The following is a 17,170-nucleotide window of genomic DNA, read 5'->3' on the forward strand; positions in this document are numbered from 1 at the left end:
CGACCGGTCGGTCAGTCGGGCGGGCGCCGGTTACGGCTGCTGGAATCCGGCGTCCTGGAGGAACTTCTGCGCCTCGGGGGTGGAGAGCCAGGTGACGAACGCGGCGGCGGCCTCGGGATTCTTGGAGCCCTTGAGGCTCGCGGCCGGATAGGAGGCCACGGCGTTCTGGTCGTCGGGGATGTCGACGGCGACGACCTTGTCCTTCGCGGTGGCCGCGTCCGTCTTGTAGACGAGTCCGGCGTCGGCCTCGCCCAGTTCCACCTTGGACAGCACCGCACGGACGTTCGACTCCTGCGAGACCGGCTTCACGTCGATCTTCTGGGCGTCGAGGATCTGCTTGCTGTAGCGGCCGACCGGGACCTCCGGAGCGGCGAGCACGACCTTGACCTTGGGGTCGGCGAGGTCCTTCAGATCGTCGATCTTGAACGGGTTGCCCTTGCCGGTCGCGATGACGAGACGATTCTTCGCGATGACCTTCGGGTCGTTCACGTCGGCCCCCAGGCCGTCCATGGTCTTGGTGTCGGCGGTGACGAGGACGTCGGCCGGTGCCCCCTGCTTGACCTGCGCCGCGAGCTCCTGCGAACCGGCGAAGGAGAAGGTGACCTTCGTGCCGGGATGGGTCTTCTCGTACTCGGCGCCCGCGGCCTTGAACACGTCGGTCAGCGAAGCGGCCGCGAGCACCGTCAGGTTCGCCTTCGACGCGGACGCGGACGCAGAGCCGCTCGGGCTCGCCGGGGTGGCACTGTCCTTTCCGTCGCCGCTGGAACAGGCGGCCAGTACGGGGATCAGCAGAGCTCCGGCGAGGATTCCGGCGGCGGCGCGGCGCGGGACGGGGGTTCGGGACATGGCGGCTGGGTCTCCCGGGGCTGAAGGGACCGGCCGCCATCGGGCGGACCGGGTGCTGCGGGGACGTGTGCGAAGACGCGGAATCGCGGTGCCGCGCACACGAGGCGCTGCGGCAGAAATGCGGCGACGCGGCAATGCGGCAATCGGGTCGCGCGTCCACCGGGTGTCGTCCGGGAAATCCGGTGCGGCCGGTGGGGCCGGTCAGGTGAGGTCGATGTGGACGCTGGTGGATTTCACTCGGGCGGTGGCTCGCATTCCCACCTCCAGACCCATTTCCTCGACCGCTTCGCGGGTCAGCAGGGACACCAGGCGATGGGGTCCCGCCTGGACTTCGACCTGCGCCGCGACATCGCCGAGTTTGACGGCGGTGATGATGCCGGGAAAGGAGTTCCGGACGGAACTGTGGACCAGTCCTTCCTCGTCCTGGGGCCGGTGGGCCAATTCGGCGGCGAAGGCCGCGAGGTCGCGGCCGTCGATGAGCCGGCGCCCGGATCCCTCGCCGCCCTCCCGGTAGGTGGGGACCTTGCCGGCGTCGGCCCACCGGCGGGCTGTGTCGGGGCTGACGCCCAGCAGACGTGCTGCCTGGCCCACGGTGTAGTGCTGCATGTGCGACACGTTAGGGAGAAAAGCCGCGCATCTGCAATTTGACCATGCCTTCGCATACCAGAAGCGGATGGGATCAGGCGATTCGAACGCCCCCGAATGGGTGGGGCCCAAAGTCCCGACTTTTCCGCGCCCTTCGTCCGGACCGGAAGTGCGACGGCTTCCGCACCTGTCGGCTCGCTGATGAGAAGGGGCTCGCACGGCACCGGACGAGTGCGGCTGGCGTGACGGATGTGGCGGCCGCACGGACGTGTCGACCGGCGGCGCCCTGGGCTCCGTCAGGGTGTCCGTCGAGGGCGGCGAGCTGACCGCCGCGATCACCGAGGACGCCGTCGAGGCCCTCGCCCTCGCCGCCGGCTCGCCCGTCGTCGCGCTGATCAAGTCGACCGAGATCTCCCTCTCCGCCTGATCCCCGCCGCACGGGCCGGCCCGGCCGGCGTTCCGGGGCACAACCAGCCCGGCTCGAAGGGCTGTTGGGCCGTGTGGGTGTGCGCCGATACGTACGGGGGCGCCGTATGGGCGCCGTATTGCGGTCGTTGGGCGCCGCTTGTCCGGCATTGGAGTGAATCGCCGTTTCCCGTGACCTCCGCGTGACGTTTAACCGGCCGACGCGCGCCTTTCCCGGTGCGCAATCCGGATCTTTAGGAGTAGTCATGCGTATGCGCTCTGCCCTCACCGCTTCCGTCCTGGCCGCGGGCATCCTGCTGGGCGGCGCCGGCGCCGCCCTCGCCAACGACGGCGTCGAGCTGGGCTCCGCCAGCCTCGGCCACGCGGGCTTCGCGTCCACCAACGCGTCGGTCGCCGCCATCCCGGCCGCCTTCGGCCCCGTCTACACCTCCAACGCCACCAAGGAAGGCGAGAAGGAGTGGGCGGACTTCGCTCACCTCGGCGCCAACTGATCTACCGAGCAAACCGGTTCGGGGGCGGTCGACTCCATGTCGACTGCCCCCGCAGCCCGTTCGGGGCTACCGGGCGCCGACCCGGGCCGCGTACCGCTCGACGCCTTCGGGCGTCCTGCCCGCCCAGCCGACGTAGCCGTCGGGGCGGATGAGGAACAGCCCGTCCCCGTAGGCCTCGTGCGACGGGAACCGCAGCACGTGGACGCCGGCCGGGGACGGGAGGACGGCGTCCGCGGCCGCGCCGGCCGCGAGCAGCGTCCAGTGCGGGCCCCGGAACGCGTCGAAGAGCCGCAGTGCGCCGTGGGCCGCGTCGGGTGCCCGGTCGCCGGCCCGCAGCGCGTCGGGGGGCACATCCGTACGGGTCTCGACCGCGAGGGAGGAGCCCCGGTAGTTCAGGCCCAGTTGGCGCGTGGCCGCACCGCGCCGGGCCTCACCCCGGTGGATCCGGGTGGACAGGCCGAGCATTGCGGCGGCGACGGGCCTGCGCTCCTCCTCGTAGGTGTCCAGGAGGGATGCGGGGGCCCGCCCGTCGAGCACGGCGTCGAGCTTCCAGCCCAGGTTGTAGGCGTCCTGGACGCTGGTGTTGAGGCCCTGGCCGCCCGCGGGCGAGTGCACGTGCGCGGCGTCTCCGGCGAGGAAGACGCGCCCCTGACGGAACCGGTCGGCGAGGGCGGCGCGCGGCCGGAAGTCCGAGGCCCAGCCCACCCGTGTGACGTCCTCGGGGGCCAGGTGCGTGCGGGAGGCGACGACCGAGCGGATCCCGTCGAGGGACAGGTCGACCCGCGTACCCTCCGGGAACTGGGCGACGAGCTGGAAGTCCTGCGTCCCGGCCAGGGGGCAGACGGCGAGGAAGCCGGCGCCTTCGGCGGGCGGGAAGACGTGCCAGTTCTCGCGGTCGAGACCCCTGATGCGGACGTCGGCCACCAGCAGCGGGTGCGGGTCGACGCTCTCGCCCGTCATGGCGGTGCCCAGGGCCCGCCGCACGGCGGAACGGCCGCCGTCGGCGGCTACGGCGTAGCGCGCACGCACCGGCGGGCCCGATGCGAAGGCGGCCGTCACGCCCTCGGCGTCCTGGGCGAGGCCCACCAGCTCCCGGCCGAAGGAGACCGCGCCGCCCAGCTCCGCGAGGCGCGCGTGGAGGATCTCCTGTGTCCGCCACTGGGGGACCATCCAGGGTTCGCGGTACGCGCTGTCCGGGCCGGGGTCGCCCTCCTCGAACATGCGGTGCTCGCCCTGGCGGCGGCCGTCCCGCCAGATCATCCCGACCGGGTAGGGGCCGCCGGCGGCCCGTATCGCGTCGCCGACGCCGAGGTCGTCGAAGACCTCCCGGGTGCGGGGCTGGACGCCCTTGCCGCGGGATCCGGGGAAGAGGTGTCCGGCCCGTTCCACGACGAGGGCGCGCACCCCGCGCCGGGCCAGGTCGACGCCGAGGGCGAGGCCGGTGGGGCCCGCGCCGGCGATCAGTACGTCCGTGTCCACGCCATTCTCCTTAACATCGTTAAGTGCCGCCCTCCCGAGGATCGCCTTAACGCTGTTAAGCTGTCAAGCGTGACGACGCGCAAGAGCCCCGGACTGGACAAGTCGCAGATCGTGGAGACCGCCCTGCGGCTCCTCAACGAGGTCGGCCTCGACGGACTCACCCTCCGGGCCATCGCCATGGAGCTGGACGTCAAGGCACCCGCCCTGTACTGGCACTTCAAGGGCAAGCGGGAACTCCTCGACGAGATGGCGACCGAGATGAACCGGCGGGCCGCCGCACGGCCCGGGCCCGCACCGGACGCCCCCTGGCGAGAACGGATCCTGGCCGGCAACCGGGCGCTGCGCGCGGCGCTGCTCGGCTACCGCGACGGCGCGAAGGTCTTCAGCGGCTCCCGCTTCACGGGCACCGAGCACGCGGTCGAGATGGAGGAGACCCTCGGCGCCCTCGTCGAGGCGGGGTTCACCCTCCCCCAGGCGGTCCGCGCCGCCTCCACGGCCCACTTGTTCACCCTCGGCTTCGTGACCGAGGAACAGGGCGTCGAGCCCCTGCCGGGCGAACGCCGGGAGGGGTTCGACGTCGAGGAGCGAGCGGCCCGACTGGCCGCCTTCCCGCTCTCCGCGACCGCGGGGGCCGACCTCTTCCGGGACTACGACGAGGGCTTCGAGGAAGGTCTGCTGGTGGTCCTCGCGGGCATCTCGGCGCGCTACGGCGTCGACTGAGCCCGCCGGGGCCTCACGTCGCGTCCGCCCCGGCTCCGGCACCGGCCCGGGCCAGGGCGAACACCCCGGCGCAGATCAGGGCCAGACCGAGCAACTGCGGGACCAGCCACCAGTGGGCGCGCAGGTGTTCCTCGTACAGCAGCACCCCGAGGGCGACGCTGACGCCCGCGTCGCCGAGCGTCAGCGCGGGCTGCGAGGCGACCAGCGGGCCGCCCTGCATGGCGTGTTCGAGGAGCAGCAGGGCGCAGATGCCGCTCGCGCCGAAGGCGTACGTCTCCCAGCTGGTGAGGAAGGCGACGGCCCCGCGCTCCTGGAGCACGTGGACGGCCGCTTTCATCAGGGCCGCGGTGAGCGCGTAGCAGACGGCGGTGGCCGCGCCCAGGCAGCCGGCCCGCATCCGCCCCGGCGGCCGGCGCAGTCCGGCGGCGGCCAGGACGGCGACCGCGCCCGCGCAGGCCGCCAGGGCCAGGGCCCACCGGTCGAGCGGCACGTGCGTCCGGTTCCCCGCGGGGGAGGCGGCCACGAGCAGGATCCCGAGCCCGGCCACCACCCCCGCCACCGCCGCCCACATCGTCCCCGGCAGCCGGTTGCGCGTGACCAGCGAGGCGATCAGCAGCGCGAGGGGCAGCTCCAGTACGAACAGGGGCTGTACGAGGGCCAGCGCGCCGGTCGCCAGCGCCGCGGCCTGCCCCACACCGGCGGCGATCACCGCGAGGATCCCGCCGACCCACAGCGGCCGCCGCAGCAGGTCCAGGACAAGGCCGAAGCGGAACCGGTCGGTCTGCGGCACGGTGAGCGAGGCCCGCCGCTGCAGGACGGTCGCGAGGGCGTTGCTGAGCGCCGCGAACAGCGCGAAGAGGACCGGCAGTACGAAGCCCATGCCCCGATCCTCACCGCACCCGCCGCCGCGCCCGGCCGTGACACCGCCCGCAGGCCCCCGGGGGGCGGCCTTTCCCCCGTCCGGGTCCATCGCCGGGCGCGCGGCCGCCGGCTCAGGCCAGGTGCGCGGCGACGAGTCCGGCGAAGTCCTCCGGGGTGAGGACGGCGACGCCCAGCTCCTGCGCCTTGACGGCCTTCGAGCTCGGCTTCCCGCCCGCCGACGGGGCGCAGACCAGGTAGCCGGTCCTGCTGGTGACGCCGCTGCCCGCCTTGCCGCCGGCCCGTTCGATGAGGGCGTTCATCTCCGAGCGCCCCAGCGCGGCCAGCGGGCCGCTCATCTTCCCGGTGACGACCACGGTCAGGCCGGCGAGCGGTCCCTGCGCACCGGCCGGCGCCCGCTGCTCCCGCGGCTCCGTCATGTTCACTCCGGCGGCGGCTAGCTTGTCGATGACCGGGGCGAGCAGGGCGACCTGCTCGACGATGACGGGGGCCTTCTCCGGGCCGATGCCCTCGACTTCCTGGAGCGCGGCGGCGTCTGCGGCCCGGACGGCGTCCATGGTGACGAAGTGCGCGGCGATCCGGCGCGACATGCTGCGCCCGGTGCCGAGCACGCCCAGGGCGCAGAACACGCGGCTGAGGGGCCGGGACCTGGCGGCCTCGATCTGCTCGGCGAGCTTGGCCGCACGCTTGGCGCTGCCGGAGGCGGCGGTGAGCCGCTCCTCGGTGAGGGTGAACAGGTCGGCGACATCGCACACGTCGCCGGAGTCGATCAGGGCCTTCACGTAGGTTCTGCCCAGGCCGTCGATGTCGAGCATGTCGCGCCCGGCGGCGTACTCGATCAGGGCGGGCAGCGCACAGGCCGTTCCCCTGGCGCACCGCCACCGCTCCTGGCCCTTGTCTATCTCGCCCTCGCAGCGCGGGCACGTCGTGGGCAGCGGCACCGGGGCCGCTCCGGCCGGGCGGTGGGCGACGACGGCGGCCTGGACGCGGGGAATGATGTCGCCGGCCTTGTGGACGGTGACGGTGTCCCCGAGGTGGAGGTCGCGGCGGCGGATGTCGGCGGGGTTGTGCAGGGTGGCCCGGGTGACCGTGGACCCGTCGATCTCCACCGGTTCGAGGAGGGCCGTCGGGGCGAGCACGCCGGTGCGGCCCACGTCCCACACCACGCCCTTCAGGACGGTCTGCCGCTCCACGGCGGGGAGCTTGAAGGCGACGGCCCAGTGCGGGAAGCGGCTGCCGGCCCCGGCCGCGGCCCGTTCGGCGGCGTCGTTGGCCTTGACGACGACCCCGTCGATGCCGAAGGGCAGGACGGGACGCAGTGCGGCGATCTCGTCGACCTTGCGCTGCGCCTCGGCGAGGCTCGCGACGACGTGCAGGCCGGCGGGCGTGTCGGCGGTGGTGCGGACCCCGGCCGCGGCGACGGCGGCCAGGGTCTCGACGTGCGTGGCCCCGGCGGGCAGGAAGTCCGCCCCGTCGAGGGCGGTCGCGCCGTAGGCCCAGAAGGTCATGGCGAGCCGGTAGGGGCGGTCCTTCGCGCGCAGGGTGCCGGCGGTGCCGTTGCGCGGATTCGCGAAGACCTGGGCGCCGTGGGCGGCGCGGACCTCGTTGGCGGTCTCGAACTGCCGCTGCGTGAAAAGGACTTCGCCCCTGACCTCGAAGGTGGCGGGTACGGGGAGCTGGTCGGGCAGGCCCTCGACGGTCCCGATGACGTGGCTGACGTCCTCGCCGTGGGTGCCGTCGCCGCGGGTGACGATCTGCTCCAGCCGCCCGGCGCGGTACCGGGCCGCGACGGCGGCGCCGTCCATCTTGGGCTCCACGGTGAACCCGCCGGCGCTCTCGCGGCCCAGGCGGCGCCGGAAGGAGGCGCCCCACGCCGTGAGGCCGGCCGGGTCGAAGACGTTGTCCAGGCCGAGCAGCCGCGTGGTGTGCGCGACGTCCCCGGAGGGGGCGGCGCCGTCCCCGACGAGCCCGGTCGGGGAGTCCGGCGCCGCCTCCCCGGGGTGGGCCCGCTCCCAGTCCAGCACCGCGAGCCGGAGCCGGTCGTAGGTGGCGTCGTCCACGGGGCTGTCGCCGTCGCCGTAGTACGCCCGCGAGGTCTCGCGCAGGCGGGTGAGGGCCGCCCGGTAGGCCTCGGGACCGGTCACGCCGGGCCCGGTCACGGCGGGCCCGGCGGGCAGGTCGGGCATGGCGGACAGCGCCTCTTCGGCGGAAAGGATCGTCATGGCACCGATCCTTCCCCACGGGTCTGACAACGGCCCCGCCCACGGCGGCCGGTCAGTTCTTGACCGGCCACTCCAGCGGTTCCTTGTAGAAGCCGCGCATCAGCTCGACCGCCGCGGCCTTCTGGTTCGCGGGGATGAGGAACGCGGTGCAGATCTGCTCCGACTGGCCGGGCGTCAGCTTCTTCGAGCTGTCGCCGCCCGGGCAGTCGGGCCACTTCGCGGAACCCATGAGCACGATGAGGGCCTTGGTGCGCTGGCCGGTGTCCGTCCGCAGCGCCAGGTTGTCGTCCATGTCGCCGAGTTCCATGGCCGGACCGCTCTTGTGGGCGAGCGTGGACCAGACGAAGACCGGTATCTGCGGGCCGTCCTTGTCGTCCTTCTTCAGCCCCGAGTTGTCCATGTCGGTCTGGGTTCCGGTCACCACGCGGGTGGGGGTGACGGTGAACCTGCCGCCCTCGGAGGTCGTCCTGTTGCTCTCCTGGAGCGGGCTGCTCTCGCCCAGGGCGTACGTCTTCCTGTCCGCCGTCGGCGACGGGCTCTTCCCCTTCGCCGCCGCCGACACCGCGGCGCCGGGGTTGCAGCCCGTCAGAGCCGCGACCAGCGCCGCCGTACCCAGCGCCGCCGCAGCGGCATTCATTGACCCACGCACGTTCTTGTCCACGTCCCCGTTGCCTTCGTGTCGTCCACTGCACACCCGGCCCGCCCGGTTACCGTCCGGCGGGCCGGTCCCGCTCCCCCGCCCGGCGGGGGAACGATCAGGAAGGATACGTCGTCGCGGACCCTTCCCGGTCCACCCGCGAGGCCGCGGTTCAGTCCTCGTCGTCGACGAGACCGAACCCCTCCGCGAACCCTTCGAGGAACTCGCTCCGTGCCGGGTCGGCCTCGGCCCGCGCCATCTCTTCGAGCAGGTCGGTCAGTTCGGCGCGCTGGTCCTCGGACAGCAGGCCCAGCAGCCGGGCCGCGTTCTCCAGGACCTTCACGGCGTCGTCCGGATGCATCTGTTCGTCTTCGGTGCCCTCGATGAACCACAGGGCGTCGGCGAGGGCCTCGGCGAGGGCTCGGGTCAAAGACGGGTAGGCGGGTGTCAACGGGTCCCCCAGCAGGTCGATTGCGTACTCCGGTCATCCCACCACGGGGCGCTGACAGCGCCTTCGGCGGGCCCCCGTCCGTCCGCTCGGGCGCGCCCGCTCAGGCGAGGAAGGCGGCCGTCGTCCGCACGAAGCGGGCCGGGTCGTCGATCCAGGGGTAGTGGCCCGCGCCGGACTGCACGACGAGGGCGGCGTCCGTGAGGAGTTCCGCGAACGCGGCCACCATGTCCGGCGGGCTGTTCAGGTCGAACTCCCCGGCGAGCAGCAGTACGGGCACCGGCAGGGCGGCGAGGGCGCGCCGGGTGGCATCGGGGTCGAAGGCGCCCTCCGCGCCGAACCGGGCGACGATCTCCCTGTCGGCGGGCTGCCCGGCGGCGTGGTGCTCGCGGGCCGCCGCGTCCCAACGGCCGCAGAAGAAGGGGGCGATGGCGTCCCGGTCACCGCCCGTTCCGGCGGTGATCGCCTCCAGGGCGGCGAAGGCCCGCGGGAACCAGGGCTCGCCCGCCCGGCGCAGGGCGAGTTCGCGCCGCGTGCGCCCCGGGACGTCGATGCCGACGGCCCGGGTGCCGGGGCCGATCAGGGCGAGCCTGCCGATGCGCTCCGGGTACCGGGCGGCGTAGCGTGCGGCGAGGTTCGCGCCCGCGGAGTGGGCCAGTACGTCGGCCCGGGCGAGGCCGAGGTGAGCGCGCAGGGCCTCGACGTCATCGGTCTGCCGGTCGCAGCGGTAGCTCTCGGGGTCTTCGGGAACGGCGGAGCGGCCGGTGCCGCGCAGGTCCAGGACGACGAGCCGGCGGTGGGCCGAGAGACCGCCGAGGTCGCCGAGGTAGCGGGAGTCGGCGGGGCCTCCGGGGAGGCAGATCAGCGGATCGCCGTGGCCGGTCTCACGGTAGGCGAGGCGGGTTCCGTCAGGTGCGGTGAAGGTGGGCATGCCGCGGATCATGACAGCCATAACCTGGTTGTACAACCCGGTTATAACTGGCCCCGGATCCGGTGTATAACCAGGGCATGACAGGCGACGACCAGGCCCGGCAGGACTCCGGCACGCTGACGGAGGAACAGGCGCGGCGCATGCTCGCGGACATGAACGAGGTCATCCGGGCGGGCGAGGAGATGCGCGGGCTGCGCACGGAGATGATCAGGGTGCTGGGCGGCCTGGGCTGGACCCAGGACCGGATCGCCCGGCTCACCGAGATGAGCCAGCCCGCCGTGTCCAAGCAGCTCACCAGGTACCGGGCGGGCGAGGCGGCGCCGCCCGTGGAGCTCGCCCTCGACCAGTACGACGTCCCGTGGCTCGAGGGCCGGCTGTGGGGCCTCGCCGAGGAACTCGCGGAGGCCTTCCCCGGCACCGCCCGCTGCGCCGGTCACGCGGACGCCCTTGCCCGGGGCCGGAAGCGGTTCACGCCCCGCGCCGTCGACGAGCTGCGCCGCCTCGTGGAGGAGGACCTGGCACGGCACCGGGCGGAGTTGCCCGGCGGCTGCCGCGAGGCCTACGACCGGATCAGCCGGGGGCTCGACGTGCCGCCGAAGGCCGCGACCGCCGAAGGCCCCGCCGGCTCGGCGTCCGTACGGCGCGCCCTGGCGCGCCGGATCCAGCGCGACCGGCTCGGGGAGGGCGCCTGAGGCTCACTCCCCGCCCAGCGCACGCGCCCAGCCGGGCCGGCTGACCAGGATGCCGCCGTCCACGGGCAGGGTCACGCCCGTGATCCAGGCGGCGTCCCGGGAGGCCAGGAAGGCCACCGCGGCCGCGATGTCATCGGGCAGCCCGACCCGCCCGAGCGGGTACTGGGTCGCGGCGGCGGCCAGGAGCTCCTCCCGCCCCGCCCAGGCGTCGGTCCGGACCGTGCCGGGTGCGATCAGGTTGACCCGGACTCCGCGCGGCGCCGCGTGCCCGGCGAGGGTGCGGGTCAGGGAGGCCAGGCCCGCCTTGGCCGCGCTGTAGGCGTGGTTCCCGAAGTCCTGCTCGCCGTTGACGGAGCCGATGCCGACGATGGCGCCCCGGCGGCCGGGGGCGGCCGCGAGGTGCGGGAGGGCGGCCCGGGCGCAGCGGTAGGCGCCGGTGAGGGTGATGTCGAGGTCCCGCTGCCAGGCCTCGTCGGATTCGTCCTCGAAGAGGGCGGCGTCCGGGTGGCAGGCGTAGGCGTTGTTCACCAGTACGTCGAGGGTGCCGAACTGCCGGACGGCGTGGGCCACGGCCGCCTCGACGGAGGCCCGGTCGCCGACGTCGCAGGCCAGGGCCTCCGCCGCGCCGCCCGACTCCCGGATGCCGGCCGCCGCCTTCTGCGCCCGGTCCCCGTCGGCATCGGTGACGAGGACCCGCGCACCCTCCCCCGCCAGCCGTCGGGCGGTGGCCTCGCCGATGCCGCGGCCCGCGCCGGTGACCAGTACGCCGTACCCCTCGAAGCGCCTCATGCGCGGCTCCCTACCCGGTCGCGGGGCGGTCCGAACCGGCCCCGGGGCCGCCCGGGAGCCTCAGACGTAGACGAGGGGGCAGCCTCGGCGCAGCGCGTGCCGGGCGGCGGACAGGAAGAACGCGACGTGGAAGGCGGTGTCGAGATCCTCGCCCCAGGGCCCCGGCAGGGCTTCGGCCCGCCGCGCCGCCGCGCCGTTCAGGAACCAGTTGGTCAGGCCGAGCTCCTCACGTACCGTCAGTGCCTCCTGCGGGAGGCCGATGGCCGCGGCGAGCCGTTCCGCGAGGGCCAGTACCCGCGGAGCCCCCGCGATGACGGTCTCGTCCGCGTGGTTCGACCCGATGGGCAGCCGCACCTCCTCGTCGAGGGCGAGCGGCACCAGTACGGACCAGCCGCAGAGGGTCTCCTCCTCCCGGGGTGTCAGGTGGGTCCGGCACAGGGCGGCGAACCCGTCCATGGAGACGGCCGACTTCTCCTCGAAGCGGCTGCCCGGCCCGGCGCCGGGATCCGGCTCCGGGGGTACGGGAGCGCAGGGCGGCAGGCCCCGCCGCGCCAGTTCCCCGTCCAGGGCCGAGGCGACCTCGCCGAGGTCCCCCTCGTCCGCTCCGTACCACTCCCGCGCACCGACGCTCACCAGATACACACCCATGGCGGCAGGTTAGGACCCGCCACCGACACCGAGCGGACCGGGCCCGCGATCCGGCCCGGGAGGAGCCGCCTCCCGTACGCGCTCCTCCTGCGCGTCGAAGGCCTCGCGGGCCCGGGTGATGGCGGGCATCTGCTCCGCGGCCCAGGCGAGCAGCACCTCGACGGGCGGCCGCAGCGTCTTGCCGAGGGGCGTGATCCGGTACCTGACCGCCACCGGGCGGGTGGAGACGACCTCGCGCGCGACCACGCCGTTGCGTTCGAGCCGCCGGAGCGTGGCGGTCAGCGACTTCTGGGTGACCTGCGGGACGGCCCGGCGCAGTTCGTTGAAGCGGCAGGGCCGCTCGCAGAGTTCGTTGAGGACGCTGAGCGACCACTTGTCGAGGATCTGGTCGAGGAGTTCGCGGTGCGGGGCGTCGATGCGGAATTCGTCGTCGGTATCCATGGCGAAACCTGGTCTCGTTGAAGTGTCCTTCTGCCACTAGGTAGCTTATGGATACCTCGTTCGAAGGAGAAACAGCCGTGGCCGTTCAGCACTTCAGCCCTGCGGGCATGCTCCAGCCCGTCCCGTACCACCACGTGGCCGTGGGCACCGGGACGAAGCACGTCCACGTCAGCGGTCAGATAGCCCGGCGGCCCGACGGGACTCCGGTCGCGCCCGGCGATCTGGCCGGGCAGACCGCCCAGGCGCTGCGCAACACCGCCGTCGGGCTGGCCGGCGCGGGCGCGTCGTTCGCGGACGTACTGCGCCTGACGTTCTACGTCACCCGGTGGAGTCCGGAGAAGATCGGCGACCTCATGGCGGGCCTGGAGGCGGTCGCCGACGAGACCGGACTCGGGCTCCCCCTGCCGCCGGCCTCCCTCATCGGCGTCGACCACCTCTTCGAGCCGGACGTGCTCGTCGAGGTCGAAGCGACCGCGCTGCTGGACTGATCCCGGCAGGACGGCCGCGTGACTGGCCGAACGACGGGCCGCGTGACAGCCCGCACAACAGAAGGCCCCGGCCTCCACGAGGAGGCCGGGGCCTTGATCGAGCGCTGGGCAGGCCTTGCACCTGCATCCCCCCACGGGAAGTGGGGTGTCTTTCCTTGGACCACCAACGCCGGTCCCACTGCCGTGTCGCACGGCCGCGAGAACAAGATCAATCTAACACGTCGCGCCAGCCTTTGTCACACGCGCCACCGGCCGCCCCGTCAGCCGCCCCCGCCCCGCCAGATGTTGTCGAAGGCGGCGTCCTCGATGGCACGGCGCTGCCGTACGGACCCCAGCTCCACCACCGCGTCGTTGACGGCGGCGAGCACGGTCGCCACGGAGTCGTCGCTCACGTCCGGAGCGTCCCCGGTCCCTTCGCCGCGCACCCCCAGCGCCTCCGCGAGCAGGGCGAGGACCGGCTCGTCCGAGGCCCGCCGGTCCGCGGAGCGGCGGCGGGCGGCCGAATCGGCCGGTGCCAGCCGCCCGGCCCGGAACGAGATGCCGCGGGAGCGTTCCCGGACCAGCTCGCCGTCCGCCTCCATCGCCGTCCGGTACGCCTCCGACAGGCCGCGGCCCCGGCGCCACAGCCAGTCGGAGACCGGTTCGCGCGGCTCCTTGCGCTCCAGCGCGGCGGCCGCCTCCGCGAGGAGCCGGTCGGCCGGAGCCGTCGGGTCTCCCGGCACGATCCGGTCCCCGTCCAGTGCGGCGGCGCCCGCCCCGAGGAGGTCGATCAGCTCGGCGCCCGCGAGCGCCAGCGACAGGTCGCCCTGTTCGACAGGGCGGTCCGACGCCGTGTCCATGGTGACGATCAGCAAGTCCCGCGGTGTCGTCATGAAGGCTCCACGTCCTGTCCGTTCACATTCCGAGCGTCCCTGAGCGCCCGAGCTTACGGAGCGGGGCGGGCCCCTGCACCCGCTTTCGGCCCCGGGCCGGGCCGGTGTCGCCGCCCGCACCGCCGCGCCGGACCCCTACGTTTCGCCGGGTGCGGGCGGATGCGTACGGGTGCGGGCCGGTGCGTACGGGTGCGGGCGGGTGCATGCGGGTGCGGCCCGGTGCGTCACGGATCCGGCCGGTCAACGGAGGCTTCAAGCCGACGCCGGGCCGGGCCGCATGGCGCGCCCCGCACGGGGGCAGGGCTGATCGCCGTGCGGGTGCCGACGGTCCCGCCACCGGGGGAACACCGCGATGCCACGGCCGCGCGTACGGGACGCCGGTGACCACGGGCGAGGACGTGAGGCGGCATGCGCGCATTCGACGACACCGAGATCGAGGAGTTCCTCGGGCTCTCCGGCCGCCTGACCGGCTTCGGCCCCGACGAGCTGCGTACGGGCGGGGCGCCGCCGGCCGAGCTGCTGGCCGCCCTGCTGGAGCGGGTCGGCGCGGGTGCCTACCGGCGGCTGGCCGCGGAGCCCGACGCGCCCGGTCCCGAACCCCGGGCGACGGCCGAGGCCCTGATCCGGCTCTGGTACACGGGCAGCCTCCCGGAGCTCCCCGGGCGTGGCGGGACGGGCCCGGTGTCGGCCCGCGCCCACGCCGGGGGGCTGGTGTGGCGGGCCGTCGGGGTGCCCGCCCCCGGCACCTCCGCGCCGGGGTTCGGGAGCTGGTCCGGGCCGGTGGGCGCCGACGCCCCGGGACGGCGGGCGCGGCGGTGACCGGCCACGAGCGCTACGACGTGATCGTGGTCGGGGCCGGGATCGCGGGGTCCCTCGTCGCCCGGCACCTGGGCGAGCGCGGCCGCCGCGTCCTGGTGCTGGAGGCGGGGGTGCGCGCGGACGGCCCCGGGTCGGGGACCGACGGCGCGCCGCACACCGCGCAGCACGCCGCGCCCTGGCCGGAGGTCTCCGACGTGACGGGCACCGGGGACGGTTACCGGGCCGACGGCTACTTCGTCCAGCGCGGGGAGCTCCCGTACGCCAGCGGGTACGTCCGGGCGAACGGCGGCACCGGGAACGTGTGGACCGGGCTCACGCCGCGCATGCTGCCCGAGGACTTCGACACCGAGCCGTTCGGCTACGGCCGGAGCTGGCCGATGGGCTACGCGGAACTGGAGCCGCACTACCGGGCGGCCGAGCACGCGATCGGGGTGTCGGCCGATGTCGACGAGCAGCGCTCCGCGGTGGGCCTGCCCTTCCCCGAGGACTACGTCTTCCCCATGCGGGCCCTGCCCCGCAGCCGGGTCGACGAGGTGCTCGCCGAGCGGCTGGACGGGCGCCGGATCACCGAGCCGGGCGTCGCGGAGCCGGTGGAGCTGCGGGTGGTGGGCACCCCGCAGGGCCGCAACGGGGTCCCGGACCCCCGGTACGGGGGCGGCGCGGGCTACGTACCGCTCGGCGCGGGCGGCCGGCCCGCGCCGGACAGCCGCTGCGTGGGCAGCGCGACCTGCATCCCCCACTGCCCCTCGCACGCCAAGTACACCCCGCTGAAGACGCAGGCGGGCTGGGGTCCGGCGGTCGGGCTCCGGGACCGGGCCGTGGTCAGCCGGGTCCTGGCCGGTCCGGGGGGACGGGCCACCGGCGTCGAGTACCTGGCGTACGCGGGGGACGGCAGCGGCCCGGGGGCCGTGACGGGCCACACGGTGCACGCCGACGTGGTGGTACTGGCCGCGCACGCGATCGAGAACGCGAAGCTGCTGCTGATGTCCGGGCTCGCGAACCGCAGCGGGCAGGTGGGGCGCAACCTGATGGACCATCCGGTGCTGCTGACCTGGGGGCTGCTGCCCGAGCACGTGGGTCCGTACCGGGGGCCCGGTTCCACCTCCGGCCTCGAGGGGTTCCGGGCAGGCCCGGCGCGCCGGGTGCGGGCGCCGTTCCGGATCGAGATCGGCAACTGGGGCTGGGTGTGGGCGAAGGGGCCGGTCGACACGGACGTGGCCGAGCTGGTCCGGGGGGCCGGACCGGGGCGGCCCGGGCTGCGCGGAGCGGCGCTGCGCGCGGCGCTGGCCGACCGGATCGGCCGGCAGTTCACCCTGCAGTTCGAGATGGAGCAGGGCGCCGACCCGGCCAACCGGGTCACGATCGACCCGCGTCTGCGGGACCGGATCGGCCTGCCGCGCCCGGTGCTGACCTACGGCCTGTCCGAGCACGTCAAGGACGGGATCGCGGCGGCCAGGGCGGTGTCCGACCGGATCTTCGCGCTGCTGGGCGCGCAGGACCACACCTCCTTCGGGGCCACGGACTGGCCCGGCCGTTTCGAGCACCACGGCCGGATCCACGGCTACCGCGGCGCCGGTCACGCCGCAGGCACCCACGTGATGGGCTCAGGCCCCGACACCTCCGTGGTCGACAGCTGGCAGCGCTGCTGGGACCACCCCGGTCTGTACGCGGTGGGCTGCGGCAGCATGCCGTCGGTGGCGACCTCCAACCCGACGCTGACCATGGCCGCGCTCGCGCTGCGCAGCGCCGGGCGGATCGAGGCCGAACTGGCCGCGCGCGACCGGCCGGTGACCTTGAGCTCCACCCGCGATCCGCTGCACTCCGGCGAGCGCGGGCCCGTCCGAACCGTCCGATCCCCCGGAGCATCCTCATGAGCCCCCTGCCCCTGCCCCCCGTCGCGGCCCCGTACCAGCTCCCCTTCCACTACGGGGCGCTGCACCACATCGGCCTGGACTACCTCGTCGATCCCGCCCCGGTGCGGGAGGTGCTGGCGAAGGAGCATCCGGCCCTGAGTGCGGCGGAGTTCGACGGCCGGTGCCTGGTCTCGCTGAACTACCAGCTGTACTTCGCCCAGTACGCGACCGGCGGCGGGATCACCCAGGAGATCGAGGTCAGCATCGTCGCGTACCCGACGGCGGCCGCGGACCGGCTGCCGGACGTGGACTACCCCCAGTACGCGCAGGGGTTCGACCAGACCAAGCTGCTGGGCATCGCCCGCCTCCACGTGCTGTGCGACAACGCGCTGGCCATCGACGCGGGACGCAGGCTGTACGCGGAGCCCAAGTATCCGGGGTGGTTCGAGGCGGAGATGCCCTCGCCCAACGGCCCGGCCGGCGAGACCTGGACGGTGCGGTGCCGCGCGGCCGGGACGGCGCCGGACGGCGGCATCGTCCGTCGTGACGCCGCGCTGTTCTCCTTCACCGCCCGGCTGGACGGACTCGCCCCGGTCCCGGTGAACAGCACCCCGGTCACCGGCTACGGAACGGACTCCGCCGGGCGCGCGCTCGCCGGACCCATGCACGTCCACCAGCCCTACCGGTGGTACGACCTCACCGGTCCGGCGGCCGGGCGCTCGCTGCTGACGGTGCACGATCCGGCGACGGACGTCGGCGGGCACCTGCGCGCTCTGGTCTCGGACGTGCCCGCGGCCGGGGCGTGGTCCTTCCAGTCGCCGCCCGTCGCGGCGCACCACCGGCCGTACTACCTCGCCTGAGGGGCCGTGCGGGGCGTAGTGCAAGATCAGGGGCCTGCACATCA

19 protein-coding genes and 1 pseudogene are annotated in these 17,170 nt (G+C 74.2%); 8 read left to right on the forward strand and 12 right to left on the reverse strand.

The window, feature by feature from the left end:
- Positions 1 to 30: 30 nt before the first annotated feature.
- Positions 31 to 846, reverse strand: coding sequence for a molybdate ABC transporter substrate-binding protein (gene modA, locus ACGFXC_RS05605; RefSeq protein WP_393709808.1), 816 nt, complete (start codon positions 844 to 846; stop codon positions 31 to 33).
- Between the two features lie 201 nt (positions 847 to 1,047).
- Complete coding sequence (locus ACGFXC_RS05610) at positions 1,048 to 1,461, reverse strand: molybdopterin-binding protein (protein WP_393709810.1); 414 nt, start codon at positions 1,459 to 1,461, stop codon at positions 1,048 to 1,050.
- A gap of 223 nt (positions 1,462 to 1,684) precedes the next feature.
- On the opposite strand from ACGFXC_RS05610, the pseudogene ACGFXC_RS05615 reads away from it, so the two are divergent.
- Both ACGFXC_RS05615 and ACGFXC_RS05620 read left to right on the forward strand, forming a co-directional pair.
- Positions 1,685 to 1,858: pseudogene (locus ACGFXC_RS05615) on the forward strand (TOBE domain-containing protein); the annotation flags it as partial.
- 244 nt (positions 1,859 to 2,102) lie between these two features.
- Positions 2,103 to 2,348, forward strand: coding sequence for a hypothetical protein (locus tag ACGFXC_RS05620; RefSeq protein WP_393709812.1), 246 nt, complete (start codon positions 2,103 to 2,105; stop codon positions 2,346 to 2,348).
- A 66-nt stretch (positions 2,349 to 2,414) separates the two neighbouring features.
- Here ACGFXC_RS05620 and ACGFXC_RS05625 read toward each other — a convergent pair whose 3' ends face one another.
- A complete protein-coding gene (locus ACGFXC_RS05625) occupies positions 2,415 to 3,827 on the reverse strand; it encodes an FAD-dependent oxidoreductase (RefSeq protein ID WP_393709814.1) in 1,413 nt (470 codons plus the stop codon).
- Between the two features lie 69 nt (positions 3,828 to 3,896).
- Between ACGFXC_RS05625 and ACGFXC_RS05630 the strand changes: the two genes are divergently transcribed.
- A complete protein-coding gene (locus ACGFXC_RS05630; protein ID WP_393709816.1) occupies positions 3,897 to 4,547 on the forward strand; it encodes a TetR/AcrR family transcriptional regulator C-terminal domain-containing protein in 651 nt (216 codons plus the stop codon).
- 13 nt (positions 4,548 to 4,560) lie between these two features.
- On the opposite strand, the gene ACGFXC_RS05635 is transcribed toward ACGFXC_RS05630, so the two are convergent.
- The 5 genes from ACGFXC_RS05635 to ACGFXC_RS05655 form a co-directional block, all read right to left on the reverse strand.
- Complete coding sequence (locus tag ACGFXC_RS05635; RefSeq protein WP_393709817.1) at positions 4,561 to 5,427, reverse strand: DMT family transporter; 867 nt, start codon at positions 5,425 to 5,427, stop codon at positions 4,561 to 4,563.
- 112 nt (positions 5,428 to 5,539) lie between these two features.
- Positions 5,540 to 7,612 carry an NAD-dependent DNA ligase LigA gene (gene ligA / locus ACGFXC_RS05640; protein WP_393710896.1) on the reverse strand — a complete coding sequence of 691 codons (2,073 nt, stop codon included), beginning with the start codon at positions 7,610 to 7,612 and terminating at the stop codon, positions 5,540 to 5,542.
- Positions 7,613 to 7,700: 88 nt separating this feature from the next.
- Positions 7,701 to 8,285, reverse strand: a complete 585-nt coding sequence (locus ACGFXC_RS05645) for a hypothetical protein (RefSeq protein ID WP_393709819.1) — start codon at positions 8,283 to 8,285, stop codon at positions 7,701 to 7,703.
- Between the two features lie 172 nt (positions 8,286 to 8,457).
- Positions 8,458 to 8,715 (reverse strand): hypothetical protein, encoded by a 258-nt coding sequence (locus ACGFXC_RS05650; RefSeq protein ID WP_393709821.1) that lies wholly within the window; start codon positions 8,713 to 8,715, stop codon positions 8,458 to 8,460.
- A 121-nt stretch (positions 8,716 to 8,836) separates the two neighbouring features.
- On the reverse strand, positions 8,837 to 9,664 hold the full coding sequence (locus ACGFXC_RS05655) for an alpha/beta fold hydrolase (protein WP_393710898.1): 828 nt from the start codon (positions 9,662 to 9,664) through the stop codon (positions 8,837 to 8,839).
- 77 nt (positions 9,665 to 9,741) lie between these two features.
- On the opposite strand from ACGFXC_RS05655, the gene ACGFXC_RS05660 reads away from it, so the two are divergent.
- Positions 9,742 to 10,356 (forward strand): sigma-70 family RNA polymerase sigma factor, encoded by a 615-nt coding sequence (locus tag ACGFXC_RS05660; protein WP_393709823.1) that lies wholly within the window; start codon positions 9,742 to 9,744, stop codon positions 10,354 to 10,356.
- A gap of 3 nt (positions 10,357 to 10,359) precedes the next feature.
- Here the strand turns inward: ACGFXC_RS05660 and ACGFXC_RS05665 are convergent, their stop codons facing one another.
- Genes ACGFXC_RS05665 through ACGFXC_RS05675 form a run of 3 tightly spaced genes read right to left on the reverse strand, consistent with a single transcriptional unit; the run spans position 10,360 to position 12,234 of the window.
- Positions 10,360 to 11,145: an SDR family NAD(P)-dependent oxidoreductase gene (locus ACGFXC_RS05665; RefSeq protein WP_393709825.1), complete on the reverse strand. Its 786-nt coding sequence runs from the start codon at positions 11,143 to 11,145 to the stop codon at positions 10,360 to 10,362.
- Positions 11,146 to 11,205: 60 nt separating this feature from the next.
- Positions 11,206 to 11,793: a hypothetical protein gene (locus tag ACGFXC_RS05670; RefSeq protein WP_393709827.1), complete on the reverse strand. Its 588-nt coding sequence runs from the start codon at positions 11,791 to 11,793 to the stop codon at positions 11,206 to 11,208.
- Between the two features lie 9 nt (positions 11,794 to 11,802).
- Positions 11,803 to 12,234 carry a winged helix-turn-helix transcriptional regulator gene (locus tag ACGFXC_RS05675; protein ID WP_393709829.1) on the reverse strand — a complete coding sequence of 144 codons (432 nt, stop codon included), beginning with the start codon at positions 12,232 to 12,234 and terminating at the stop codon, positions 11,803 to 11,805.
- 77 nt (positions 12,235 to 12,311) lie between these two features.
- On the opposite strand from ACGFXC_RS05675, the gene ACGFXC_RS05680 reads away from it, so the two are divergent.
- Positions 12,312 to 12,722 carry a RidA family protein gene (locus ACGFXC_RS05680; RefSeq protein WP_393709831.1) on the forward strand — a complete coding sequence of 137 codons (411 nt, stop codon included), beginning with the start codon at positions 12,312 to 12,314 and terminating at the stop codon, positions 12,720 to 12,722.
- 260 nt (positions 12,723 to 12,982) lie between these two features.
- Here ACGFXC_RS05680 and ACGFXC_RS05685 read toward each other — a convergent pair whose 3' ends face one another.
- Positions 12,983 to 13,594 carry a GPP34 family phosphoprotein gene (locus ACGFXC_RS05685; protein WP_393709833.1) on the reverse strand — a complete coding sequence of 204 codons (612 nt, stop codon included), beginning with the start codon at positions 13,592 to 13,594 and terminating at the stop codon, positions 12,983 to 12,985.
- A 408-nt stretch (positions 13,595 to 14,002) separates the two neighbouring features.
- Here ACGFXC_RS05685 and ACGFXC_RS05690 point away from each other — a divergent pair, with 408 nt between their 5' ends.
- From ACGFXC_RS05690 to ACGFXC_RS05700, 3 genes are read left to right on the forward strand one after another with little or no spacing between them, the layout of a single operon-like run.
- Positions 14,003 to 14,413, forward strand: coding sequence for a hypothetical protein (locus ACGFXC_RS05690; RefSeq protein ID WP_393709835.1), 411 nt, complete (start codon positions 14,003 to 14,005; stop codon positions 14,411 to 14,413).
- The gene (locus ACGFXC_RS05695) at positions 14,410 to 16,287 is read left to right on the forward strand and encodes a GMC family oxidoreductase (protein WP_393709837.1); all 1,878 of its coding nucleotides are present in this window, start codon (positions 14,410 to 14,412) and stop codon (positions 16,285 to 16,287) included. The genes ACGFXC_RS05690 and ACGFXC_RS05695 overlap by 4 nt, the downstream gene beginning before the upstream one ends.
- A complete protein-coding gene (locus ACGFXC_RS05700) occupies positions 16,284 to 17,126 on the forward strand; it encodes a hypothetical protein (protein ID WP_393709839.1) in 843 nt (280 codons plus the stop codon). The genes ACGFXC_RS05695 and ACGFXC_RS05700 overlap by 4 nt, the downstream gene beginning before the upstream one ends.
- Positions 17,127 to 17,170 lie beyond the last annotated feature (44 nt).

This window comes from Streptomyces sp. NPDC048507, assembly GCF_043199995.1.
GTDB lineage: Bacteria > Actinomycetota > Actinomycetes > Streptomycetales > Streptomycetaceae > Streptomyces.

What these genes read in the sequence shown, in the direction of transcription:
- modA (WP_393709808.1), bottom strand. Translation starts at nt 846, where the DNA reads ATGTCCCGAACCCCCGTCCCGCGCCGCGCCGCCGCCGGAATCCTCGCC.
- ACGFXC_RS05655 (WP_393710898.1), bottom strand. Translation starts at nt 9,664, where the DNA reads ATGCCCACCTTCACCGCACCTGACGGAACCCGCCTCGCCTACCGTGAG.
- ACGFXC_RS05685 (WP_393709833.1), bottom strand. Translation starts at nt 13,594, where the DNA reads ATGACGACACCGCGGGACTTGCTGATCGTCACCATGGACACGGCGTCG.
- ACGFXC_RS05645 (WP_393709819.1), bottom strand. Translation starts at nt 8,285, where the DNA reads ATGAATGCCGCTGCGGCGGCGCTGGGTACGGCGGCGCTGGTCGCGGCT.
- ACGFXC_RS05635 (WP_393709817.1), bottom strand. Translation starts at nt 5,427, where the DNA reads ATGGGCTTCGTACTGCCGGTCCTCTTCGCGCTGTTCGCGGCGCTCAGC.
- ACGFXC_RS05675 (WP_393709829.1), bottom strand. Translation starts at nt 12,234, where the DNA reads ATGGATACCGACGACGAATTCCGCATCGACGCCCCGCACCGCGAACTC.
- ACGFXC_RS05690 (WP_393709835.1), top strand. Translation starts at nt 14,003, where the DNA reads ATGCGCGCATTCGACGACACCGAGATCGAGGAGTTCCTCGGGCTCTCC.
- ACGFXC_RS05700 (WP_393709839.1), top strand. Translation starts at nt 16,284, where the DNA reads ATGAGCCCCCTGCCCCTGCCCCCCGTCGCGGCCCCGTACCAGCTCCCC.
- ligA (WP_393710896.1), bottom strand. Translation starts at nt 7,612, where the DNA reads ATGCCCGACCTGCCCGCCGGGCCCGCCGTGACCGGGCCCGGCGTGACC.
- ACGFXC_RS05660 (WP_393709823.1), top strand. Translation starts at nt 9,742, where the DNA reads ATGACAGGCGACGACCAGGCCCGGCAGGACTCCGGCACGCTGACGGAG.
- ACGFXC_RS05620 (WP_393709812.1), top strand. Translation starts at nt 2,103, where the DNA reads ATGCGTATGCGCTCTGCCCTCACCGCTTCCGTCCTGGCCGCGGGCATC.
- ACGFXC_RS05670 (WP_393709827.1), bottom strand. Translation starts at nt 11,793, where the DNA reads ATGGGTGTGTATCTGGTGAGCGTCGGTGCGCGGGAGTGGTACGGAGCG.
- ACGFXC_RS05665 (WP_393709825.1), bottom strand. Translation starts at nt 11,145, where the DNA reads ATGAGGCGCTTCGAGGGGTACGGCGTACTGGTCACCGGCGCGGGCCGC.